This window comes from Candidatus Competibacteraceae bacterium, from assembly GCA_016699715.1.
Classification (GTDB): Bacteria; Pseudomonadota; Gammaproteobacteria; order Competibacterales; family Competibacteraceae; genus Competibacter.
Genome location: CP065007.1, coordinates 2,473,774 through 2,494,025, shown reverse-complemented (window position 1 = coordinate 2,494,025; position 20,252 = coordinate 2,473,774). Strand labels below are relative to the sequence as shown.

Annotated in this window: 17 protein-coding genes and 8 tRNA genes; 7 read left to right on the top strand and 18 right to left on the bottom strand. The window is 61.4% G+C overall.

Annotated features, from left to right (window positions below; translation table 11 throughout):
• Positions 1-56: 56 nt before the first annotated feature.
• The 15 genes from IPM89_11180 to IPM89_11110 form a co-directional block, all read right to left on the bottom strand.
• Positions 57-133 (bottom strand) — tRNA-Asp (locus tag IPM89_11180).
• Positions 134-178: 45 nt separating this feature from the next.
• A tRNA-Asp gene (locus tag IPM89_11175) sits at positions 179-255 on the bottom strand.
• A 12-nt stretch (positions 256-267) separates the two neighbouring features.
• Positions 268-343: transfer RNA gene (locus IPM89_11170), tRNA-Val, on the bottom strand.
• A gap of 15 nt (positions 344-358) precedes the next feature.
• Positions 359-631, bottom strand: a complete 273-nt coding sequence (locus IPM89_11165) for an HU family DNA-binding protein (protein QQS53438.1) — start codon at positions 629-631, stop codon at positions 359-361.
• 142 nt (positions 632-773) lie between these two features.
• Positions 774-3,215: an endopeptidase La gene (gene lon / locus IPM89_11160; protein ID QQS53437.1), complete on the bottom strand. Its 2,442-nt coding sequence runs from the start codon at positions 3,213-3,215 to the stop codon at positions 774-776.
• A 171-nt stretch (positions 3,216-3,386) separates the two neighbouring features.
• A complete protein-coding gene (clpX, locus tag IPM89_11155; GenBank protein QQS53436.1) occupies positions 3,387-4,673 on the bottom strand; it encodes an ATP-dependent Clp protease ATP-binding subunit ClpX in 1,287 nt (428 codons plus the stop codon).
• A 133-nt stretch (positions 4,674-4,806) separates the two neighbouring features.
• The gene (clpP, locus tag IPM89_11150) at positions 4,807-5,436 is read right to left on the bottom strand and encodes an ATP-dependent Clp endopeptidase proteolytic subunit ClpP (protein ID QQS53435.1); all 630 of its coding nucleotides are present in this window, start codon (positions 5,434-5,436) and stop codon (positions 4,807-4,809) included.
• On the bottom strand, positions 5,433-6,764 hold the full coding sequence (locus IPM89_11145) for a trigger factor (protein ID QQS53434.1): 1,332 nt from the start codon (positions 6,762-6,764) through the stop codon (positions 5,433-5,435). Before IPM89_11145 ends, clpP begins: the two co-directional genes overlap by 4 nt.
• A 112-nt stretch (positions 6,765-6,876) precedes the next feature.
• Positions 6,877-6,961, bottom strand: a tRNA-Leu gene (locus IPM89_11140).
• A 166-nt stretch (positions 6,962-7,127) separates the two neighbouring features.
• A tRNA-Lys gene (locus IPM89_11135) sits at positions 7,128-7,203 on the bottom strand.
• Positions 7,204-7,253: 50 nt separating this feature from the next.
• Positions 7,254-7,329 (bottom strand) — tRNA-His (locus tag IPM89_11130).
• A gap of 30 nt (positions 7,330-7,359) precedes the next feature.
• Positions 7,360-7,436 (bottom strand) — tRNA-Arg (locus IPM89_11125).
• Positions 7,437-7,480: 44 nt separating this feature from the next.
• A tRNA-Pro gene (locus tag IPM89_11120) sits at positions 7,481-7,557 on the bottom strand.
• Positions 7,558-7,644: 87 nt separating this feature from the next.
• Positions 7,645-9,036, bottom strand: a complete 1,392-nt coding sequence (locus IPM89_11115) for a cysteine--tRNA ligase (GenBank protein ID QQS53433.1) — start codon at positions 9,034-9,036, stop codon at positions 7,645-7,647.
• Between the two features lie 77 nt (positions 9,037-9,113).
• A complete protein-coding gene (locus tag IPM89_11110; protein QQS53432.1) occupies positions 9,114-10,571 on the bottom strand; it encodes a glutamate--tRNA ligase in 1,458 nt (485 codons plus the stop codon).
• A 53-nt stretch (positions 10,572-10,624) separates the two neighbouring features.
• Between IPM89_11110 and IPM89_11105 the strand changes: the two genes are divergently transcribed.
• From IPM89_11105 to IPM89_11075, 7 genes are all read left to right on the top strand, one after another.
• The gene (locus tag IPM89_11105) at positions 10,625-11,275 is read left to right on the top strand and encodes a peptidyl-prolyl cis-trans isomerase (GenBank protein ID QQS53431.1); all 651 of its coding nucleotides are present in this window, start codon (positions 10,625-10,627) and stop codon (positions 11,273-11,275) included.
• A gap of 10 nt (positions 11,276-11,285) precedes the next feature.
• Positions 11,286-11,783 (top strand): peptidyl-prolyl cis-trans isomerase, encoded by a 498-nt coding sequence (locus IPM89_11100; protein ID QQS53430.1) that lies wholly within the window; start codon positions 11,286-11,288, stop codon positions 11,781-11,783.
• A gap of 5 nt (positions 11,784-11,788) precedes the next feature.
• Positions 11,789-12,520 (top strand): UDP-2,3-diacylglucosamine diphosphatase, encoded by a 732-nt coding sequence (locus IPM89_11095; protein QQS53429.1) that lies wholly within the window; start codon positions 11,789-11,791, stop codon positions 12,518-12,520.
• Positions 12,521-12,524: 4 nt separating this feature from the next.
• The gene (locus IPM89_11090; protein ID QQS53428.1) at positions 12,525-13,013 is read left to right on the top strand and encodes a DUF1249 domain-containing protein; all 489 of its coding nucleotides are present in this window, start codon (positions 12,525-12,527) and stop codon (positions 13,011-13,013) included.
• 117 nt (positions 13,014-13,130) lie between these two features.
• Positions 13,131-13,616, top strand: a complete 486-nt coding sequence (locus IPM89_11085; GenBank protein ID QQS53427.1) for an Rrf2 family transcriptional regulator — start codon at positions 13,131-13,133, stop codon at positions 13,614-13,616.
• A 19-nt stretch (positions 13,617-13,635) separates the two neighbouring features.
• The gene (locus tag IPM89_11080; protein QQS53426.1) at positions 13,636-14,853 is read left to right on the top strand and encodes an aminotransferase class V-fold PLP-dependent enzyme; all 1,218 of its coding nucleotides are present in this window, start codon (positions 13,636-13,638) and stop codon (positions 14,851-14,853) included.
• Between the two features lie 16 nt (positions 14,854-14,869).
• Positions 14,870-15,349: a pyridoxamine 5'-phosphate oxidase family protein gene (locus IPM89_11075; GenBank protein QQS53425.1), complete on the top strand. Its 480-nt coding sequence runs from the start codon at positions 14,870-14,872 to the stop codon at positions 15,347-15,349.
• Here the strand turns inward: IPM89_11075 and gspF are convergent.
• From gspF to gspD, 3 genes are read right to left on the bottom strand one after another with little or no spacing between them, the layout of a single operon-like run.
• On the bottom strand, positions 15,334-16,551 hold the full coding sequence (gspF, locus tag IPM89_11070; protein ID QQS53424.1) for a type II secretion system inner membrane protein GspF: 1,218 nt from the start codon (positions 16,549-16,551) through the stop codon (positions 15,334-15,336). The genes IPM89_11075 and gspF overlap by 16 nt on opposite strands.
• Positions 16,552-18,093, bottom strand: a complete 1,542-nt coding sequence (gspE, locus tag IPM89_11065; GenBank protein QQS53423.1) for a type II secretion system ATPase GspE — start codon at positions 18,091-18,093, stop codon at positions 16,552-16,554.
• The gene (gene gspD / locus IPM89_11060; protein QQS55889.1) at positions 18,090-20,207 is read right to left on the bottom strand and encodes a type II secretion system secretin GspD; all 2,118 of its coding nucleotides are present in this window, start codon (positions 20,205-20,207) and stop codon (positions 18,090-18,092) included. The genes gspE and gspD overlap by 4 nt, the downstream gene beginning before the upstream one ends.
• Positions 20,208-20,252 lie beyond the last annotated feature (45 nt).

Sequence of the window (20,252 nt, the reverse complement as noted above, 5' to 3'; positions counted from 1 at the left end):
CGGCGCGCGGCGAGCGCCCATGAAAAAAGGGTGTCTGAACGACACCCCTGGACATTTGGCGGAGCGGACGGGGCTCGAACCCGCGACCCCCGGCGTGACAGGCCGGTATTCTAACCATCTGAACTACCGCTCCAAATGGGACCAATCGGACAAGATACAACGAGAATACAGTAAAATCTGGCGGAGCGGACGGGGCTCGAACCCGCGACCCCCGGCGTGACAGGCCGGTATTCTAACCATCTGAACTACCGCTCCGGCATCCAAAACTGGTGGGTGCTGAGGGACTTGAACCCCCGCCCCTCGCCTTGTAAGGGCGATGCTCTCCCAACTGAGCTAAGCACCCTCGGAAAAAGGCCTTTTATTTTATCGCGTCCCTGAGGGTTTTACCAGCCTTGAAAACTGGAGACTTACTGGCCTTGATTTCCATCGCCGCGCCGGTTTTTGGATTGTGCCCGGTTCGGGCCGGACGTTCCCGCACCGAGAATGTGCCGAAGCCCGTCAATACCACGGTGTCTCCACCTTGCAGGGATTTACCAATGGCCGCCAACATGGCGTCAACCGCCTTGCCAGCCGCCACTTTGGAGAGATCGGTCGCTTGGGTGATGGTTTCAATCAGTTCAGTCTTATTCATGGATCCCCCTTCCTGTGCAGTCTTGTGCGTTTTTGACCTGTACGGTATCGGAGCAGGGCTCACGCTAGCCGCATCAAGCGTATAATGGCAATTTTACTTTTATAACAGGGCGTTCGAAGCACTGTCAATTGGCCCGGCGATTTCAGTGGGCACGCACGTTTTCCAAGGCATTGCCAGCCTTGGCTGTCGCCGCCGTCGCCGTCTCCTCCTCTACTCCATCCTGGGATTGAGTGACGGGTAAAGACCGCAGAGCGATTTCCAGCACCTGCTCGATCCAGCGGACTGGCCGTATATCGAGCTTGGCCAAAATGTTTTCCGGGATCTCCACCAAATCCTTCCGGTTATCTTCTGGAATCAGCACCGTTGCGATACTGCCCCGGTGCGCCGCCAGCAGTTTTTCCTTGAGTCCACCGATCGGCAAAATCTCGCCACGCAGGGTGATCTCGCCGGTCATGGCCACGCTGGAACACACGGGAATCCGGGTCAACGCCGACACCAGCGCCGTGCACATGCCGATCCCAGCGCTGGGACCATCCTTGGGTGTCGCTCCCTCCGGTACATGAATATGCAGATCGTATTTCTGATGGAACTCCGGATCGACGCCCAGTTCCTCCGCACGGCTGCGGACCACGGTCACCGCCGCCTGAATGGACTCCCGCATCACCTCGCCCAATTGTCCGGTATGAATCAACTTGCCCTTACCCGGCACCAGAACCGCCTCGATACTGAGCAGTTCACCTCCAACCTCGGTCCAGGCCAATCCGGTCACCTGACCGACCTGATCCCGCTCCTCGGCCAAACCGTAGCGGAATCGGCGTACGCCCAAATACTTGTCCAGCATGTCGGGCATAACCACGATCTTGCCATCGGCCGGTTTCAGGGTAATTTCCTTGACCACCTTGCGACAGATTTTGGCGACCTCCCGCTCCAGATTGCGCACGCCGGCCTCACGAGTATAAAACCGAATGATATCGAGGAGAGCGGCCTCGGTGACTTCCAGTTCTTCCTTGCGCAAACCGTTGTTGGCAACCTGTTTGGCCACCAGATAGCGGGCCGCGATATTGAGCTTCTCGTCCTCGGTGTAGCCGGGGATCCGAATCACTTCCATGCGGTCTAGCAGCGGCGGCGGGATGTTGAGCGAGTTGGCGGTCGCCACGAACATCACGTCCGACAGATCGAAATCCACTTCCAGATAATGGTCGTTAAAGGTGTTGTTCTGCTCGGGGTCCAACACCTCCAGCAGCGCCGACGAGGGGTCGCCACGGAAGTCCATCGACATCTTATCGATCTCATCGAACAAAAATAATGGGTTGCGCACACCCACCTTAGCCAGATTCTGGACGATCTTGCCCGGCATCGAGCCGATGTAGGTGCGACGGTGGCCGCGGATTTCCGCCTCGTCGCGCACCCCGCCGAGCGACATCCGCACAAACTTGCGATTGGTGGCGCGGGCGATGGAGCGCCCCAGCGAAGTCTTGCCCACGCCCGGCGGCCCGACCAAACACAGAATCGGTCCCTTGAGCTTGCGCGCGCGTTGCTGCACGGCCAGATATTCCAGGATGCGTTCCTTGACCTTCTCCAAACCGTAGTGGTCAGCTTCCAGAATGCCCTCGGCCAAGTTCAGATTATGGTGAATCTTGGTGCGTTTTTTCCAAGGCACGCTGACCAGCCAGTCAATATAGTTGCGCACCACCGTGGCTTCGGCCGACATCGGCGACATCATTTTCAGCTTGTTCAGCTCCGCCTGCACCTTGGCCTTGGCGTCCTTGGGCATCCCGGCCTTTTCGATGCGTTGCACCAGTTCCTCAATTTCGTTGGGTGCGTCTTCCAGCTCGCCGAGCTCCTTCTGAATCGCTTTCATCTGCTCGTTCAGATAATACTCGCGCTGGCTTTTTTCCATCTGCTGCTTGACGCGGCCACGGATGCGCTTCTCGACCTGGAGGATGTCGATCTCGCCCTCCACCAGACCCAGTAGATGCTCAAGTCGTTCGCGCAGGTTCTGTATTTCCAGCACCTTCTGCTTTTCATCCAACTTGAGCGCCATGTGCGCGGCGATGGTGTCGGCCAAACGGCTGGGATCGTCGATGCCGGATACGGAAGTCAGCACCTCGCCAGGGATTTTTTTATTGAGTTTGACATACTGATCAAAGGTACTGAGCAGCGAGCGCGCCAGCGCCTGGATTTCCTGTGACTCGTTCTCGTCCAGCACGGACTCCAGCAACGATACCTCGGCGATGAAACAGGCCTGGGTTTCGGTAAAGCGGTGAATATCCACCCGCTGACTGCCTTCCACCAGGACCTTGACCGTACCATCCGGCAGTCGCAGCAGTTGCAAGACGTTCGATAGCGTCCCGATCGCGTAGATATCGTCGCTTTGCGGGTCGTCCATCTCGGCACTCTTTTGCGCCACCAGGACAATACGCTTGTTGCCCTGCATGGCCAGGTCGAGCGCATGGATGGATTTTTCCCGGCCCACAAACAACGGGATCACCATGTGGGGATAAACCACCACATCGCGCAGCGGCAATACCGGCATCGGCGCATGATCGGGCAAACTATCGAGCTTGGTTTCGTTCTGCTTCATGGCAGACCCTCCGCGGTTGAGCCGGGCAAATTGGCGGGGCGATCCAGCGGATCGGACGCAGCGAGGTTGTTGTCTAACAGCGGAATTGCACCCAACCGCGCCAAGTCGCGCACAGCTGGCCGAGTGGATCGGCCCGACGGCGAACGCCGGGCAAGAATGGAGCAGGGTGGATCAATCGTGCGCGGCCGCGCGCCGCTCGATGTTCTCGTAGATGAAATACGGTTTGGCGTGACCTTCGACCACGGAGTCGTCGATCACCACTTTGCTGACATTCTGCATGCTCGGCAAGTCATACATGGTGTCAAGCAAGATATGCTCCAGAATAGTGCGCAGGCCGCGAGCGCCAGTCTTGCGCTCCATGGCTTTACGGGCGACCGCTCGCAAGGCTTCCTCTCGGAATTCCAGCTCGCTGCCTTCCATCTCGAACAATTTGTTGAATTGTTTGGCGACGGCATTCCTAGGCTCGGTCAGAATCCGCACCAGCGCGTTTTCATCCAGTTCGGTCAATGTGGCGACCACCGGCAGCCGGCCGACGAACTCTGGAATCAGACCGTACTTGATCAAGTCTTCCGGTTCCACCTCCATCAGCACCTCGCCGACGTTCTTACCACCATCCTTGCTTTTGACGTCCGCCGAAAACCCGATTCCTCCCTTGTCGGAGCGGCTGCGAATGACCTTGTCCAGCCCGGCGAAGGCGCCGCCGCAGATAAACAGGATGTTGGTGGTATCCACCTGCAGAAATTCCTGCTGGGGATGCTTGCGCCCGCCCTGCGGCGGCACCGAAGCCATGGTACCCTCAATCAGCTTGAGCAAGGCTTGCTGCACGCCTTCGCCCGACACGTCACGGGTAATCGAGGGATTATCGGACTTACGCGAAATTTTGTCGATCTCGTCGATATAAACGATGCCAGTCTGGGCTTTCTCGACATCGTAGTCGCACTTTTGCAGCAGTTTTTGAATGATGTTTTCCACATCTTCGCCGACATAGCCCGCTTCGGTCAGAGTCGTCGCATCGGCAATGGTAAACGGCACGTTCAGAAACCGGGCCAGGGTTTCGGCCAGCAGCGTTTTACCCGAGCCGGTGGGTCCAATCAGCAAAATGTTGCTCTTGGTAACTTCTACTTCAGCATTTTTGGCGCGGACGGCGCGCTGTAGCTCCAGCCGTTTGTAATGGTTGTAGACGGCGACGGCAAGAACCCTTTTGGCGCGCTCCTGGCCGATGACGTACTCATCAAGGACTTGGTTGATGTCATGTGGCTTAGGCAATTTGCTGGAAGCAGCGGGCGCCGTCTCTTCCATCTCCTCACGGATAATGTCGTTGCACAACTCAACGCATTCGTCGCAGATGAACACATTCGGTCCCGCGATCAGTTTGCGCACCTCATGCTGACTTTTGCCACAAAAGGAACAATACAACAGCTTGTCGTCGTCGCTCCTGTCACTTCGATCTCTGCTCATAATGCCTTCCTCGTCATCGCGCGATCGTTGGATCCGTATAGGGTGCCGTGACTCACCGCACAATAGGGACCGCGGGTATCGCGGCTCGAAGTTAAGACGTCGGCTCGACGCCGGAAATCACGCGCGAATTGCGTCAGCTTAACGGGACACGCTGGTTCAGCACCGCGTCGATCAGACCATACTCCACCGCCTCGGCGCCGCCCATGAAGTTATCGCGATCGGTATCGACAGCGATCTTTTCAATGGGCTGACCAGTATGTTTGGCCAGAATCCGGTTGAGCCGGTCTCGAACCAGCAAAATTTCCCGGGCATGGATGTCAAAATCGCTGGCCTGCCCCTGAAAACCGCCCAGCGGCTGATGGATCATAACGCGTGAGTGCGGTAAGCAAAAACGCTTGCCTGGCGCACCGCCGGCCAACAGCAACGCGCCCATGCTGGCTGCCTGGCCCACGCACATGGTACTGACGCTCGGTTTGACGAACTGCATGGTATCGTAAATCGCCAAGCCGGCGCTGACCGAACCACCCGGCGAATTGATGTAGAGATGAATGTCCTTATCCGGATTATCGGCTTCGAGAAACAACAGTTGCGCGACCACCAGATTGGCGGCGTAATCCTCGACCGCCCCCACCAGGAACACCACCCGTTCCTTCAACAAACGGGAATAAATATCGTAGGCCCGTTCGCCGCGCGCGGTTTGCTCGACCACCATCGGTACGAGATTGAGGGCCTGAATGCCAGCGAAGGTGCCATTCTCACTCATTCGGAAGACTCCTGAACGACGGATCCGGCCGGTTTACCGGGCGCCATGATTTCGGCGAAAGTGCTGGATTTATCGGTCACCCGCACCCGTTCGAGCAACCAGTCCACGATCTGGTCTTCAAGCACCAGCGCACGTACGCCATCGAGCGCCTGAGGCGTCTGTCCGTACCAGCGCAGCACCTCGGCCGGCTCCTGATAGGTGGCGGCGAGGGATTGCAGATAATCTTGGACCCGCTGATCGTCGACCTGGATCCCTTGCTCAGCCGCCAAGCGGGAAACCAGCAGGCCCAAAGCGACTCGCCGGCGCGCCTCGGATCCCAGCAGTTGCTCCTTGAGTTCGCGAATCTTTTCATCATCGCCGCCAGCCGGAAAACGCAACTGGCGGGCCAGATTCTCGATCTCAAACTGAATCAGCGCCTGGGGTAGCGGAATGTCATTGGCTTCCAACAGCCCCTGCATCACTTCCCGTTTGATCCGAGCTTTGATGCCATCGCGCAACTCGCGTTCCATATTGTCGCGCAGCGATTGCCGGAGGCCGGCAATCCCTCCTTCCTTGACATCGAAGCTTTCGGCAAAAGCCTCATTCACCTCGGGCAGACTGGCCTCTTCCACCGCATGGAGCGTGACATGGAAACGAGCGGTCTTGCCGGCCACGTCCCCGAGGTGATAATCGTCTGGAAACACCAGGTCGAACTCGCTCTCCGCGCCCGCGCTCAGACCGATCAGTCGATCCTCGAAATCCTTGAGCATGGCCGCCTTGCCCAACACCAAGGCAGTGTTTTCACCCTTGCCACCCGGAAAATCCTGGCCGTCGATCCGACCCAAGAAATCGATCCGAACGCGATCGCCTTCGCGGGCCATGCGTTCCACCGCATTCCAGGCGACTCGCTGCTCGCGCAAGGTTTCGATCATGTTATCGACATCTTGTTCAGTCACCTCCGCCACTGGTCTCTCGATCGCAATACTCTCAAAGCCGGCCAGTTCAAACTCGGGCATGACTTCGAAGGTGACGCAATATTCGAGATCTTGTCCTTCTTCCAGCGGTTTCGGCTCGACTTTCGGACCGCCGAGGGGGCTTAGCTTTTCCTGAAGCAGCGCTTCGCGCAGGCTGTGCTCCATCACCTCGCTCACGGCTTCATACCGTACTTGATCCCCATACATCTGTTTGATCAACTTGAGCGGCACCTTGCCCGGACGGAAACCATCCACCTTGGCCCGCCGGGATAGGGACTGCAAGCGCTCCTGGATTTCCTTGGCGAGCCGTTCGGCGGGGACCTGCACGGTCACCCGGCGCTCCAGATCGCTCAGCCTCTCAACTGAAACCTGCATCGATGCACCTCAAATCTGTTGATCGTTTGTATTGGGAGAGCCACCCGCGCCCGCTGCCTGTTTTTCAAAAAACAGAACCCGGGCAACCATCCCGCGGGCGCGCGGCGATGAATGGTGCGAAAGGAGAGACTCGAACTCTCACGGGTTACCCCACTGGAACCTAAATCCAGCGCGTCTACCAGTTCCGCCACTTTCGCGAGAAGACAGCGTCGCCGTGGAACAACGGCGAGAAGAACCCCGCCCAAAGCCATGATTGCCGTCGTTAGCAGCGAGTATACAGGACAACACGCCGCCCAAGACAGGGAGCGGGTTTCCGTTTGGCAGGGATGGCGCGGGGACTGTGGCAACGCTGGATATCAAAGATGGTGGGCCGTGTAGGACTCGAACCTACAACCAATTGATTAAGAGTCAACTGCTCTACCAATTGAGCTAACGGCCCAGAAGAACCTTAGCGGGATTGCAAGCCATCCCGAAAAATCCAAAAGCGATTGGGGTGGACGATGGGACTCGAACCCACGACGACCGGATCCACAATCCGGGGCTCTACCAACTGAGCTACGCCCACCATTGCATCCGAATTAACCTCGCCGGGATTTGGCGCGCCCGGCAGGACTCGAACCTGCTACCCTCAGCTTAGAAGGCTGATGCTCTATCCACATGAGCTACGGGCGCGTTGTCGCGGGAAAACAGCCCAACAAGACACCCGGCCTGTATCCTGGTCGGGGTAGAGGGATTCGAACCCACGACCCCCTGCTCCCAAAGCAGGTGCGCTACCAGACTGCGCTATACCCCGTTCGCGATCAGCCAACATTGGCGACCCGCGTTTCCGTGCAGGATTCGAAATTGTATTTTTGGTTGGCGCTGACGTCAAGCCACTTCTTCAATTTCGCCGCCAGATCGTTCCTTTCGGGGTGTCCTCCAAGACAACTCCAGCCTCCTGCAACGCATTCCGAACCCGGTCCGCCTCCGTCCAATCACGGGCCTTGCGCGCGGCGGCGCGCGCGGCGATCAAGGCTTCGATCCGCTCGGCGGTCATGGCGGAGGCGGCATCCGTGTTCGCCTGTCCTCGCAGGAAGCTTTCGGGATCGGCTTGCAACAAACCGAGCAACCCACCCAACTGCCGCAGGCTGAGACTCAAACACGCCGCCGCCGTCTCATCCTCGGCGCGGAGGCGGTTGATTTCACGCGCCAGTTCGAACAGCGCCGCCAGCGCCTCGGGCGTATTGAAATCGTCGTCCATGGCCTGTTCGAACCGGGCGCGCCAACCCTCGTTGACCGGCGCATCCAGAATCGGCAGGCCGCGCAGCGCCGTGTACAAGCGGGTGAGCGAAGCCTTGGCGTGGTCCAGATTTTCATCGGAGTAGTTCAACGGGCCTCGGTAGTGACTGGCCAGTATGAACAGCCTCACTACTTCCGGCTGGTAGCGCCGCAGCACCTCGCGCACAGTGAAAAAATTACCCAATGACTTGGACATTTTCTCTTCATTCACCTGCACGAAACCATTGTGCATCCAGACATTGACGCAACGCTGGCCACTGGCCGCCTCGGATTGGGCGATCTCGTTCTCGTGATGAGGGAATTTCAGATCCATGCCGCCGCCGTGAATGTCGAAGTGTTCACCCAGGCAGTGGGTGGACATCGCCGAACATTCGATATGCCAGCCGGGCCGGCCCGTACCCCAAGGCGCACTCCAACTTGGTTCACCCGGCTTGGTGGCTTTCCACAACACGAAGTCCAGCGGATCGCTCTTGGCTTCTTCCACTTCGATTCGCGCTCCCGACCGCAAATCGTCCAGCTTCTTGTTGGCCAATTGCCCGTAGCGCTCGAACCGGCTCACATCGTAATACACGTCGCCGGTGGCGCCGACATAGGCGAACCCCTTGTCCAGCAGGGTTTGAATCATGGCGATCATGTCGGCCATCGCTCCAGTGGCGCGCGGCTCCTGGGTCGGCGACAGAATGCCCAGCGCATCCAAATCCTCATGCATGGCCTGGATGAAGCGGTCGGTCAGGGCATGAAAATCCTCGCCGTTCTCTTGGGCACGGCGAATGATCTTATCGTCGATATCGGTGATGTTGCGCACATAGTTCACGTCGTAACCCTTGACCCGCAGCCAGCGCAACACCACGTCGAACACCACCATGGCCCGCGCGTGACCGACATGACAGTAGTCGTAGACGGTCATGCCGCACACGTACATCCGCACCTTGCCCGGCTCGATGGGGTGAAACGGCTCTTTTTGACGGGTCAGGCTGTTAAAAATCTGCAACATAAATGGTTATCTCGACGATATTGAGGCTGGTCGGAACAGAACGAGGCTAGGGATCACGCCGAAAACATCCGCCAGAATCAACAACAGGCATCCAGGCGCCGCCGCGCGATATCAGGCGGCAGCAGGGCCAAAACCCGTGCCAATTCCGGACCATGGGTCTCGCCCGTCAGTGCCGCCCGCAGCGGCATGAACAGGTTTTTCCCTTTTGCGCCGGTGCGCCGCTTCAAGTCTTCGACCAAAGGTCGATAGGCCGCGCCATATTCGGCATACGCGGCCAATGCCTGAGCAAAAAACGCCGACCCCGCCGCCGCGATCACTGTCCGGCTATCGTCGCTCGGCGCCAAATCTTCACCGAACAGCCGGTTCGCCCAGAAAGCGGCATCGGCGGGAAAGCGGGTATTGGGCCGCACCGCGGCAACGAACTCCTCCCGTTGATCGGGTGGCACCCGTTCGTGAACCGCCGGCCCCATCCAGGTCCACAATCGTTCCGGCGCCGCACGCCCCACCGCCTCGGCCTGCCAATGCAGCAACTGGGCCTCATCGTAGTGGGCTGGCGCGCGCCCCAGATGCGCCACGGCAAACCCGGCCGCCAGTTCCGCTGGCTCCATCCACTCATCGTGCTCGTAGCGGTGGCCGAGTCGGGCCAGATAGTTCAACAAGGCCTCCGGCAAATAGCCGGCGGCGCGCAACTCGCGAACGCTGAAGTCGCCTTCGCGCTTGGACAGCGGTCCGCCGGCGGCCCCGACGATCAAGGCCATGTGGCCGTACTCCGGAGCCGGCAGTTCCAGCGCTTCCAGTAACAGCAACTGGCGCGGAGTATTGGTCAGATGGTCTTCGCCGCGTAGCACATGGGTAATTCCCATGAGCGCATCATCCACGGCGTTGACGAAGAAAAACTGGGCGCCGCCGTCGGCCCGGCGGATCACGAAGTCGCCAATGTGGTCGCTGGCGAAACGCTGCGGGCCGCGTACCAGATCGGTGAATTCCACCGTCCGCCCCGGCGGTACCCGAAAGCGCAGAGTCGGTTGCAAGCCTCGCTCCCGCCGTGCCTGCCGTTCGGCTTCGTTCAAACGGGCGCAGGTGCCCGCATAGCGCGGCGGCTGACCGGCCGACTGTTGCGCCTTGCGGCTCAGCGCCAACTCCGCCGGGGTGCAGAAACAAGGATAGACGTGCCCGGCCGCATCCAGTCGCTGGTAGTATTCGGCGTAAACCGTGGTCCGCTCCGACTGGGCGTAAGGCGCATGGGGACCACCCACCCCCGCGCCTTCCCGCCAGTCCAGCCCCAACCAGCGCAGATCGTCCAGCAGCGCCGCGATGTATTCCGGACGGCTGCGCTCCCGGTCGGTATCCTCGATCCGCAGCACAAACCGACCGCCCCAGCGTCGGGCCAGCAGCGCGTTGAACAGGGCCGTGCGGATGTTGCCCAAGTGCAGGTAACCGGTCGGGCTGGGCGCAAAGCGCGTTTTGATGGTCTGGGTGGTCATAGTGAAATCATGGTACCGGAAAGCGCCGACAGCCGCCAAATCTGGCGGCATGCCGGCTGGCCGATTATTATGATCCTGTCATTCTCACAACTTGGCGATTACGCATGCACAAACGACTTTTGTTAGTGGCCGCCGCCGTTCTCGGCATGGCCGCCGCCGCCCAAGCCGGCACCCAAGTCCGGCTGGACACCAGCATGGGTCCCATTACTCTGGAACTGGCGGACGAAAAAGCCCCGAAATCGGTGGAAAACTTTCTCACCTATGCCCGCGACGGTTTCTACAACGGCACACTCTTCCACCGGGTCATCGATGGCTTCATGATCCAGGGCGGCGGTTTCGCCCCCGACTTCCAGCAGAAGCCGACCCGTGCCCCGGTGCCGAACGAGGCCAATAATGGGCTCAAGAATCGGCGCGGCACGGTGGCCATGGCGCGTACCTCCGACCCGCAATCCGCCACCGCCCAGTTTTTCATCAACCTCAAGGACAACGACTTTCTCGACCATCGCGCGCCGACCCCGCAAGGTTGGGGCTATACGGTGTTCGGCCAGGTCGTCGATGGCATGGCCGTGGTGGACAAGATCGGCCAGGTATCCACGGGCGCCGGTGGTCCCGGCGGCCGATTCGGCGACGTGCCAGTGACCCCGGTGCTCATCGAATCCGTTACACTGCTGCCCGTTCCGGCGCCCGCACCGTCCTCAGTGGCGCCGAACCCAACCCCCGCGCCGTCCGTCGCGCCCGAACCCGCCAAACAGTAAGGTACCCGCCATGGTTAATTTGCACACCCGATTCGGCATCATCAGCGTCGAACTCGATCACGCCCACGCGCCGGCCACGACCGCCAACTTTCTGCAATACGCCCGCGACGGATTCTACGAAGGCACCTTGTTTCATCGAGTGATCCCCAACTTCATGATTCAGGGCGGCGGTCTTGAAGCGGACATGAGCCAAAAGCCGACTCGCGCCCCCATCCGCAATGAGGCCGAAAACGGCCTGAAAAACCAGGTGGGCACCGTCGCCATGGCGCGCACCAGCGACCCTCACTCCGCCACCGCCCAGTTCTTCATCAACGTCAAGGACAACGACTTTCTCGATCACCGCAGCCCGACCAGCCAGGGCTGGGGCTATTGCGTGTTCGGACGGGTTGTGGCCGGCACGGATGTGGTCGATGCGATCGTCGCCGCGCCGACCACCCACCGGCGCGGCCACCAGAATGTGCCGGTCGAGGACATCACGATCACCAAAGTCGAAGTCATCGACGAATAAGCCCGATGGCCACGCTATTCATCTCCGACCTGCACCTGGACCGGACCCGGCCCGCCATCGTCTCTCTGTTCCTGGATTTTCTGGAACGGCGAGCCCGGTGGGCCGATGCTCTGTATATCCTGGGTGACTTGTTCGAGGCCTGGATCGGCGATGACGACGACGCGGAACTGGGGTATACCGTCGCCGGTGCGCTGCGCGCACTGGTCGAATCCGGCGTACCGACCTATTTTCTGCACGGCAACCGGGATTTCCTGGTCGGCCAAGCTTTCGCGGCGGCGAGCCAAGCGCGGTTATTGCCGGAGAGCGTGGTGATCGAGCTGGCCGGCGAGCCCGTGCTGCTGCTGCACGGTGACACGCTTTGCACCGACGATGTCGAGTATCAGGCGTTTCGCGCCCAGGTCCGCGATCCGGCCTGGCAGGCGGCTCTGCTGGCGCAGCCGCTGGCGCGACGACGGATACTGGCCAGCCAGTTGCGCGAAACCAGTCGGCAGGCCACCCAGTTAAAAGGCACCGAGATTACCGACGTCAACCCCGTGGCGGTGGAACAAGCGCTGCGCACGCACGGCGTTAACCATCTGATCCACGGTCACACCCACCGACCCGCCATCCACCAATGGATGCTGGACGGGCGGCCCGCGCGGCGAGCGGTACTGGGCGACTGGTACGAACAGGGCAGCGTACTGTGTTGCGACAGGACCGGCTGGCGCCTGGAATCCCTGTCTCTGCCCGGTGCGTAGGCTCATGATTCTGCTTCACGCTCCCCAGACCGGATTGCTCGCGCACGACACGCCGGGCAGCTTTGCGGCACTGATGGATCTGTACGAGCGGAACTACATCAACCTGCGCCGGCTGTTGCCGATCATGCCGCCCGCGTCGACCGCCTGTGTCTCGCGGGTGGTCGGGGGCCTGGATCTGCATTTGCGAATCCTCGAGCGCAGCCGTTACACCAGCGGCCTGACTCTAACCTACCAATTTCACCAAGACGACGGCACGGTCACCGCCGAACCCAATCTGCGCATCCGCATCTATCACGATGCGCGCATGGCCGAGGTAATGGCCGCGCACTTACGGCACCGCGCCGCCTTCGCCGCCGAGTTCCATCCCGGTCACCAAGCGGACGACACGCACCTTCACGCCCGCTGGCGGACCAACCGTTTTCTTTTTAAATGGCTCGCCTACTGCCTGCGCCAAGGCCATCGATTTACCGGGCAATTCGCCCACCCCGTCTAAAACGCCCAAGGCATTATTTTTCCAAATTAGTTGACTGCGCCAATAGGTTAATATAGTTTCCTTACTCAATAGTCAGGAATTAACCTCACGGTACAGCCCAATTGCGGGGTAATACTCATGAAACTGTCGACCAAAGGCCGCTATGCAGTTACCGCCATGATGCATCTGGCCATTCACGACAAGTACGGCCCGGTCACGTTGGCCGAGATTTCCCAATGCCAGGGTATATCGCTGTCCTATCTGGAGCAGTTGTTCGCCAAGCTGCGCAAGCGCAGCCTGGTTGAGGGCGTGCGCGGTCCGGGCGGCGGCTACCGGCTGGCGAGTTCGCCCGATCAGGTCACGGTCGCCGACATCATCAGCGCGGTCGACGAACGGATGGATGCCACCCGCTGCTTCGGTCATGAGAATTGCCAGGAAGGCCGGCGCTGCCTGACGCACGAATTGTGGACCGACCTCAGCCGGCAGATTTTCACTTTCCTGGAAGGTATCACGCTGGCGCAGTTCGTCGAGCGTCCGGCGGTCTGCGAAGTGGTGCGCCGCCAGAACGGTTCGCGCCGGCGCGATCGCTCCAGCGAGCGAGTTCCAGCTTCGGCCGTGGCCTGATCGGCTTCCCCAGGCCGTAATGCGACTGCCGGTTTATCTGGATTACGCGGCAACCACCCCAGCGGATCCTCGGGTTGTCGTCATCCTGAGTCAGTATCTCGGCCAGGACGGCATCTTCGGCAACCCTTCTTCCAACACCCATGTTTTCGGTCGGGCGGCGGCCCGGGCGGTCGAAACCGCCCGGACGCAGGTCGCTGCCCTGCTCGACACCGAACCCGGCGCAATCATCTGGACTTCCGGCTCCACCGAGGCCAATAACCTCGCTTTGTTTGGCGTCATGCGCGCCGATGCCCGCAAGAGCCGGCATCTGGTCACCAGCAAGACCGAACATAAGGCCGTGCTCGACGTTTGCCGGCGGCTGGAACGCGAGGGTTGCGCAATCACCTACCTCGACCCGAACCCGGATGGGTCGATTCCGCTGGAGCGGCTCGCGGCGGCGTTGCGGCCAGACACCGTGCTGGTCTCGCTGATGCACGTCAATAACGAAACCGGCGTGGCGCAGGATCTGCCCGCCATCGGCGCGCTGCTTCGAAACCACGGCGCGCTGCTGCATGTGGACGCATCCCAGAGCGCCGGCAAGCTACCGCTCGATCCGCAAACCCTGCCAGTGGATTTATTAAGCCTCAGCGCGCACAAACTGTACGGTCCCAAGGGCGTCGGCGCACTGGTCGTGCGCCAGCGTCCGGTTCGAGTACGGCTGGAGCCGCTGCTGTATGGCGGTGGTCAGGAACGCGGATTACGGGCCGGCACCTTACCCGTCCACCAGATTGTCGCCATGGGGGAAGCCTGCCGGATCGCCCGCATCGAGATGGAGACCGAGCAGGTCCGTATCCGGCGGCTGCGCGACCGACTGTGGCAAGGATTGGCGACGCTGGGCGAAGTGGAGTTAAACGGCCACCCTGAGCGGAACGTGGCCGGTATCCTCAATATCAGCTTTGCCGGCATCGCCGCCGAGGCGCTACTGGACGCACTGCCGGAGATCGCCCTTGCCACCGGCTCCGCCTGCACCTCCGCCAGCCACGAACCCTCGCACGTACTGCGGGCGATGGGTTGCGATGCCATGCGGATGCGTGGCGCGGTCCGCTTCAGTCTGGGCCGTTTCACCATGGTCGAGGAGATCGACTACGCCATCGATGCGGTTGGCGCGGCGGTCACCCGGCTGCGGGAGCTATCTCCGGTATGGGAGACACGCCATGGAAGTCCGAAACACCGCGCGGTGGATTGGGCGGCACCATGAACGGGAGTGGCGACCAATGAACTTTCAAGAACAACGCCTCATGCTAACCCTGATCCGCGACCGACGCTGGGCGGTGCTCGCGACTCAGGGTCCAGATGGGCCGGATGCGTCCTGGGTCACCTATGTCCCGGAACCGGATTACAGCGGTTTCCTGCTGCACCTCAGCACGCTGTCCGCCCACACTCGCAATCTGCTGGCCCACCCACGCGCCGGGCTGGCCATCAGCGAACCGGAACGGGACGACGAAGATCCACAGACACTGGCTCGGGTGACGGTGCAAGGCGAGATCGCGATCATTCCCCGTGACCGCCCGGACTACCGGTCGGCGGCGCTGCGCTATCAGGAACGGTTGCCCGATGCGGTGCCCCGCTTCGAGTTCGGCGATTTCCTGCTGCTACGCCTGACTCCGGTCCGCATCCGCTTTATCGGCGGCTTCGCCCGCGCCTACACCCTGGATCACGACGGGCTGCGGGTGGCCGCTCAGTGCACCAGTTGATTGAGATCGAAGATCGGCAACAGAATCGCCAGTACGATCACCAGCACCACGCCGCCCATGAACAGAATCAGCATGGGTTCGAAAATCCCCAGCAGCGCGGCGATCAAGGTTTCGGTCTCCCGCTCCTGCTGCACCGCCGCCCGTTCCAGCATATTCTCCAAGCGGCCACTGGCCTCGCCGCTGGCAATGAGCTGCACGGTCATTGGCGGGAAATAGCCGCTGGCGCTGACCGCCTTGTACAAGCTGGCGCCTTCCTTGACCCGCACCGCCGCCTGTTCCACCGCTTCCCGCATCGGTAGGTTACCGAGCACCTGCGAGGAAATCCGCAAGGCCTCCAACACCGGCACGCCGCTCGCCATCAGGATGCTGAAGGTACGGGCAAAGCGGGCGGTATTGGTCCCCCGAATCAAGCGCGCCAGCAACGGCAAACGCAGCAGCACGCGATGCACCCGCCGCTGGAAACCGATCCGACGCAGCGCGTAGACCCAACCGACCGCGCCGGCCGCCAGCGCGAGTAGTACCAACCAACCGTACTGGCGCAGGAAATCGCTCAGGGCGATCAGACCGCGGGTCAGCGCCGGCAACTGCTGGTTGAGGCTGCTAAATACCTGCACCACTTGCGGCACCACATAGGTCAGCAGGCCGGCGACGATCAGGATGGCGACGCCGGTCAGCAGCAAGGGATAGAACAACGCCAGACCGACCTTTTGGCGCATCTGCTGGCGAGCCTCGGTGTAATCGGCCAGCCGCTCGAACACCACATCGAGATGGCCGGACTGCTCGCCGGCGGCGACGGTGGCCCGGTACAGTTCCGGGAATACCTGCGGAAAATCGCCGAGCGCGGTCGCCAGCGTGTGACCTTCCAGTACCCGGGTGCGCACCGCCAGCAGCAAACCGCTGAGCCGCGCCCGCTCGGCCTGCTGAGCCACCCCGCCCAGCGCTTCTTCCAGCGGCAGGCCGGAACCGACCAAAGTCGCCAGCTGCCGGGTAATCAAGGCCAGATCGGTGGCGCTGATCCGAACTCGCCCGCTCCACCAGTGATCGCCGCGCCGACGCTCGCGACTGGCCACCTCCTCGACTCCCAGCGGGTTCAGACCGCGCTCGCGCAGCGTCTGCCGGGCCAGCCGGGGCGTATCGGCTTCGATCAAGCCTTTGCGCTGACGGCCTTTGAGGTCGAGCGCACTGTACTGAAACGCCGGCACCTAGTCCTCCTTGGTTACCCGAATCAGTTCCGACAATGCGGTATCGCCCGCCAGCACACGCCGGCGGCCATCATCGCGGATACTGGGACTGGACAACCGGGCATGGCGCTCCATTTCCTGCTCGCCCTTGCCCTCGTGAATCAGGGTTTGCATCGCCTCGTCCAGCACCACCAGCTCGAAAATCCCGCCGCGGCCCCGGAATCCGGTCTGGTTGCACTGACCGCAACCGACCGGAACATAAAGCGTCGGCAACACGGTGGGATCGACGCACAACACCTCGCAATCGGCCGGGGTGGCGACATGCGGCTGTTTGCAGTGGGGGCACAGCTTGCGCACCAAACGCTGAGCCAGCACGCCAACCAACGATGAGGACAACAGAAACGGTTCCACGCCCATATCGCGCAGTCGAGTGATGGCACCGACCGCGCTATTGGTATGCAGGGTGGACAGGACCAGATGGCCGGTCAGCGACGCCTGCACCGCGATTTCGGCTGTTTCCAGATCGCGGATTTCGCCGACCATGACCACGTCGGGGTCCTGGCGCAGGATGGCGCGCAAGCCACGGGCGAAGGTCATTTCGACCTTGGTATTGACCTGGGTTTGGCTGATCCCGTCCAGGTAATACTCGATGGGGTCCTCGACGGTCATGATGTTGCGCTTGCGATCGTTGAGCTGGGTCAGCCCGGCGTAGAGGGTGGTGGTCTTGCCGGACCCGGTCGGGCCGGTGACCAGCAGAATGCCGTGTGGACGATGAATCACTTTCAGCAAGCGCAGCTCGTCGTGCGCTTGCATACCCAGATGGCGCAAATCCAGCCGACCTTCGCGCTTGTCCAGCAGGCGCAGCACCACTCGTTCGCCATGACCGGTCGGCAGGGTCGAGACCCGCACGTCCACCGGCCGTCCGGCCACCTTGAGCGAAATCCGCCCGTCCTGCGGCAAGCGCTTTTCGGCGATGTCGAGGTGGGCCATGACCTTGACCCGAGACACCAGCAGCGGTCCCAGCGCCCGCGGCGGCTGCAGGGCCTCCCGCAGCACACCGTCCACCCGGAACCGCACCAACAACCGGTTCTCGAACGATTCGATGTGGATATCCGAAGCGCCCTCCTTGATTGCCCCGGTCAGCAGCGCGTTGATCAAGCGGATGATCGGCGCGTCGTCGGCGCTTTCCAGCAAATCCTCCGGCTCGGGCAGGCTCTGCGCCACCTGATTGAGGTCCATCTCATCGCCGAGATCCTCCATCATGCGAGCCGCGCCGTCGCTGTCGCCTTCGTAGCTGTCCTGCAGCATCCGCTCGAAATGCTCGGCCGGCACCAGCACCGGCCGCAGCGGGGTATTCAGAAAACGGCGCAACTCCACCAGACTGCGCGTGCCGATGCCCTGCCGGCAAGCGACAGTCACCTTACCATCCTCCTCATCCACCACCAACACGCCATGGCGCTTGGCAAACGCATAAGGCAACAAGAGGTGCTCGCCCACGGTCTCGCCCACGGCCTCGCCCACGCTGGCCGGCAAGGACTCGACGCTGGCGGCTGGCTGGCTCATCGGTTATTGAACCCGAAACCCGCCGCCGGCTCCACAGCCGCGGGCGGCGGCGGCGCGGCGACCGGTGGTGGCGAGGTGTTGAGAATCGTGCCTTGCGCCTTTACCTCCTCTTGGGGCTTGAGCACCGGTGATTGCACGTTGGGCAACAGATAAACCCCCTTGTCCCGGGCCGCCAGTTGCTCTTGGCGGATGTAGCTGTACTTGCTGCTGGTGTACAGATTGCCCTGCGCCGGGTCCCGCAGGATCACCGGATGCAGGAACACCATCAGGTTGCGCTTGAGCTTGGTGGTATTGCGATAGCGAAACAGGTTGCCCAACAACGGAATATCGCCCAGCAGTGGCACCTTTTGCGCGGTCTCGGTCAACTGATCGTCGATCAGTCCACCCAGAACCAGGATCTGTCCATCCTCGACCATCACATTGGTCTTGATGGATCGTTTGTTGGTGGTCGGGCCTTGAGTCGCCGAATTGGCCGAGGGCACTACGTTGGAAACTTCCTGGGCGATTTCCAGTTTGACGGCGTTGCCCTCGTTGATCTGCGGTTTGACCTTGAGGGTGATGCCCACGTCCTGACGCTGGATGGTCTGGAATGGATTGCCTACCTGGGTGTCGGTCCCACCGGTCGAAGTGGTGTAGGTGCCGGTCACGAAGGGCACGTTCTGGCCGACAACAATTTCCGCCTCCTCGTTGTCCAGCGTCACCACGACCGGGGTGGACAGCACATTGGTGTCGGCGTCCTTGGCCAAGGCGCTGATCAGGGCACCGAAGCGGTTGGTGCCGGTGAAGTCGCCCACCGCAATCTGGCCGCCTTGCGGGATTCGCGCCGCCGAAATCGCCGTCAGATCGCCGCTGTCGGCTTGAGCCGCCAAACCGATGATGTTGGCCAGGCTGGCGGCACCGGCATCGAAATTGGTGAATCCGACCAGCCCGTTCGAACTGGCATCGATGACCCATTGCACTCCCAATTCAGCGGCTTTCTCGGCGGAGATCTCGGCGATGACCGCCTCCACCAGCACTTGGGCGCGGCGCACATCCAGTTGGGCGATCACCGAACGGATCGAGCGGATGACCTCCGGCGGCGCGGTGATGACCAGCGCGTTGGTCGCCTCGTCGGCCTGAATATCCACCAGGCTGCTTCCGCTGCTGCTGCTACCGCCCGGCGGCGCGGCTTGCCCGCCCGGCACCGGCGCGTTGCGCGCGGCCTCGCTGCTCAAATTCTTACTGACACCTTGCAGCACTGTCACCAAATCCTTGGCCTTGGCGTAGCGCAGGTAGATGACCTGAGTGTTGCCGCCGCTGTCCACCGGGGTATCCAGGTGGGTGATCAGGGTCCGCAGCCGCAACCGCGACAGCTTGTCCCCGCTCAACAGAATGCTATTGGTGCGCTCGTCCGCCACCATGCGCGGTGGTGTGCCGACGGTGGCGGCTGGATCGTTGCGGGCCTTGCCCTGCTCCAGGGCGGTGAGCACCCGCACTATTTCGGTGGCCGAGGCATGCCGCAAGGCCACGATCTCGACTTCCTCGTTGCTGGCCAGATCAATCCGGCTGATGATGCTGGCGATGCGTTCGACGTTGGCGGAACCATCGGAAACGATCAGGACGTTGGTCGGCGTGTAGGCCGCCAAATGCCCCTGCGGCGGGATCAGCGGGCGCAGGATCGGCACGATCTGGGCGGCGGAAACATTCTGGACCTGGATGACCCGGGTGACGACTTGATCCGGTTCGACACCCAGTTGCCGATCCACGGTGGGAATGCTCTCCTGCTTGGCCCCCGCCGCCGGCACGATCTTGATCACCTTACCGCTGGGTACGGCGGCGAAACCATGCACGCTCAGCACCGCCAGGAATACTTCGTAGAGCTCTTTCTCATCCATCGGCTTGGCGGAAATAATCGTCACTCGGCCCTTGACCCGCGGATCGACGATGAAATTCTTGCCGGTCAGCACCGACATGCTCTCGACCAGGGCATTGATGTCGGCGTCCTTGAGGTTCAAGGTCACTGGAGCGGCCCACACCGGCGCGACGAGCAGCAGGCCCAGCAGCAACGCACCCAGGATCTCGCGACGCGGGAGCCACCCACGGGAAATTGATGGTCTATCGGGCCGGTGAGTCATCGTCATCGTTATGGGGTCCGATCGTTGGGCACCAATTCCCGATAA

Excerpts from the sequence above, each read along its gene's own strand:
- IPM89_11165 (QQS53438.1), bottom strand. The coding sequence starts at position 631 with ATGAATAAGACTGAACTGATTGAAACCATCACCCAAGCGACCGATCTC.
- lon (QQS53437.1), bottom strand. The coding sequence starts at position 3,215 with ATGAAGCAGAACGAAACCAAGCTCGATAGTTTGCCCGATCATGCGCCG.
- clpX (QQS53436.1), bottom strand. The coding sequence starts at position 4,673 with ATGAGCAGAGATCGAAGTGACAGGAGCGACGACGACAAGCTGTTGTAT.
- clpP (QQS53435.1), bottom strand. The coding sequence starts at position 5,436 with ATGAGTGAGAATGGCACCTTCGCTGGCATTCAGGCCCTCAATCTCGTA.
- IPM89_11145 (QQS53434.1), bottom strand. The coding sequence starts at position 6,764 with ATGCAGGTTTCAGTTGAGAGGCTGAGCGATCTGGAGCGCCGGGTGACC.
- IPM89_11115 (QQS53433.1), bottom strand. The coding sequence starts at position 9,036 with ATGTTGCAGATTTTTAACAGCCTGACCCGTCAAAAAGAGCCGTTTCAC.
- IPM89_11110 (QQS53432.1), bottom strand. The coding sequence starts at position 10,571 with ATGCCGCCAGATTTGGCGGCTGTCGGCGCTTTCCGGTACCATGATTTC.
- IPM89_11105 (QQS53431.1), top strand. The coding sequence starts at position 10,625 with ATGCACAAACGACTTTTGTTAGTGGCCGCCGCCGTTCTCGGCATGGCC.
- IPM89_11100 (QQS53430.1), top strand. The coding sequence starts at position 11,286 with ATGGTTAATTTGCACACCCGATTCGGCATCATCAGCGTCGAACTCGAT.
- IPM89_11095 (QQS53429.1), top strand. The coding sequence starts at position 11,789 with ATGGCCACGCTATTCATCTCCGACCTGCACCTGGACCGGACCCGGCCC.
- IPM89_11090 (QQS53428.1), top strand. The coding sequence starts at position 12,525 with ATGATTCTGCTTCACGCTCCCCAGACCGGATTGCTCGCGCACGACACG.
- IPM89_11085 (QQS53427.1), top strand. The coding sequence starts at position 13,131 with ATGAAACTGTCGACCAAAGGCCGCTATGCAGTTACCGCCATGATGCAT.
- IPM89_11080 (QQS53426.1), top strand. The coding sequence starts at position 13,636 with ATGCGACTGCCGGTTTATCTGGATTACGCGGCAACCACCCCAGCGGAT.
- IPM89_11075 (QQS53425.1), top strand. The coding sequence starts at position 14,870 with ATGAACTTTCAAGAACAACGCCTCATGCTAACCCTGATCCGCGACCGA.
- gspE (QQS53423.1), bottom strand. The coding sequence starts at position 18,093 with ATGAGCCAGCCAGCCGCCAGCGTCGAGTCCTTGCCGGCCAGCGTGGGC.
- gspD (QQS55889.1), bottom strand. The coding sequence starts at position 20,207 with ATGACTCACCGGCCCGATAGACCATCAATTTCCCGTGGGTGGCTCCCG.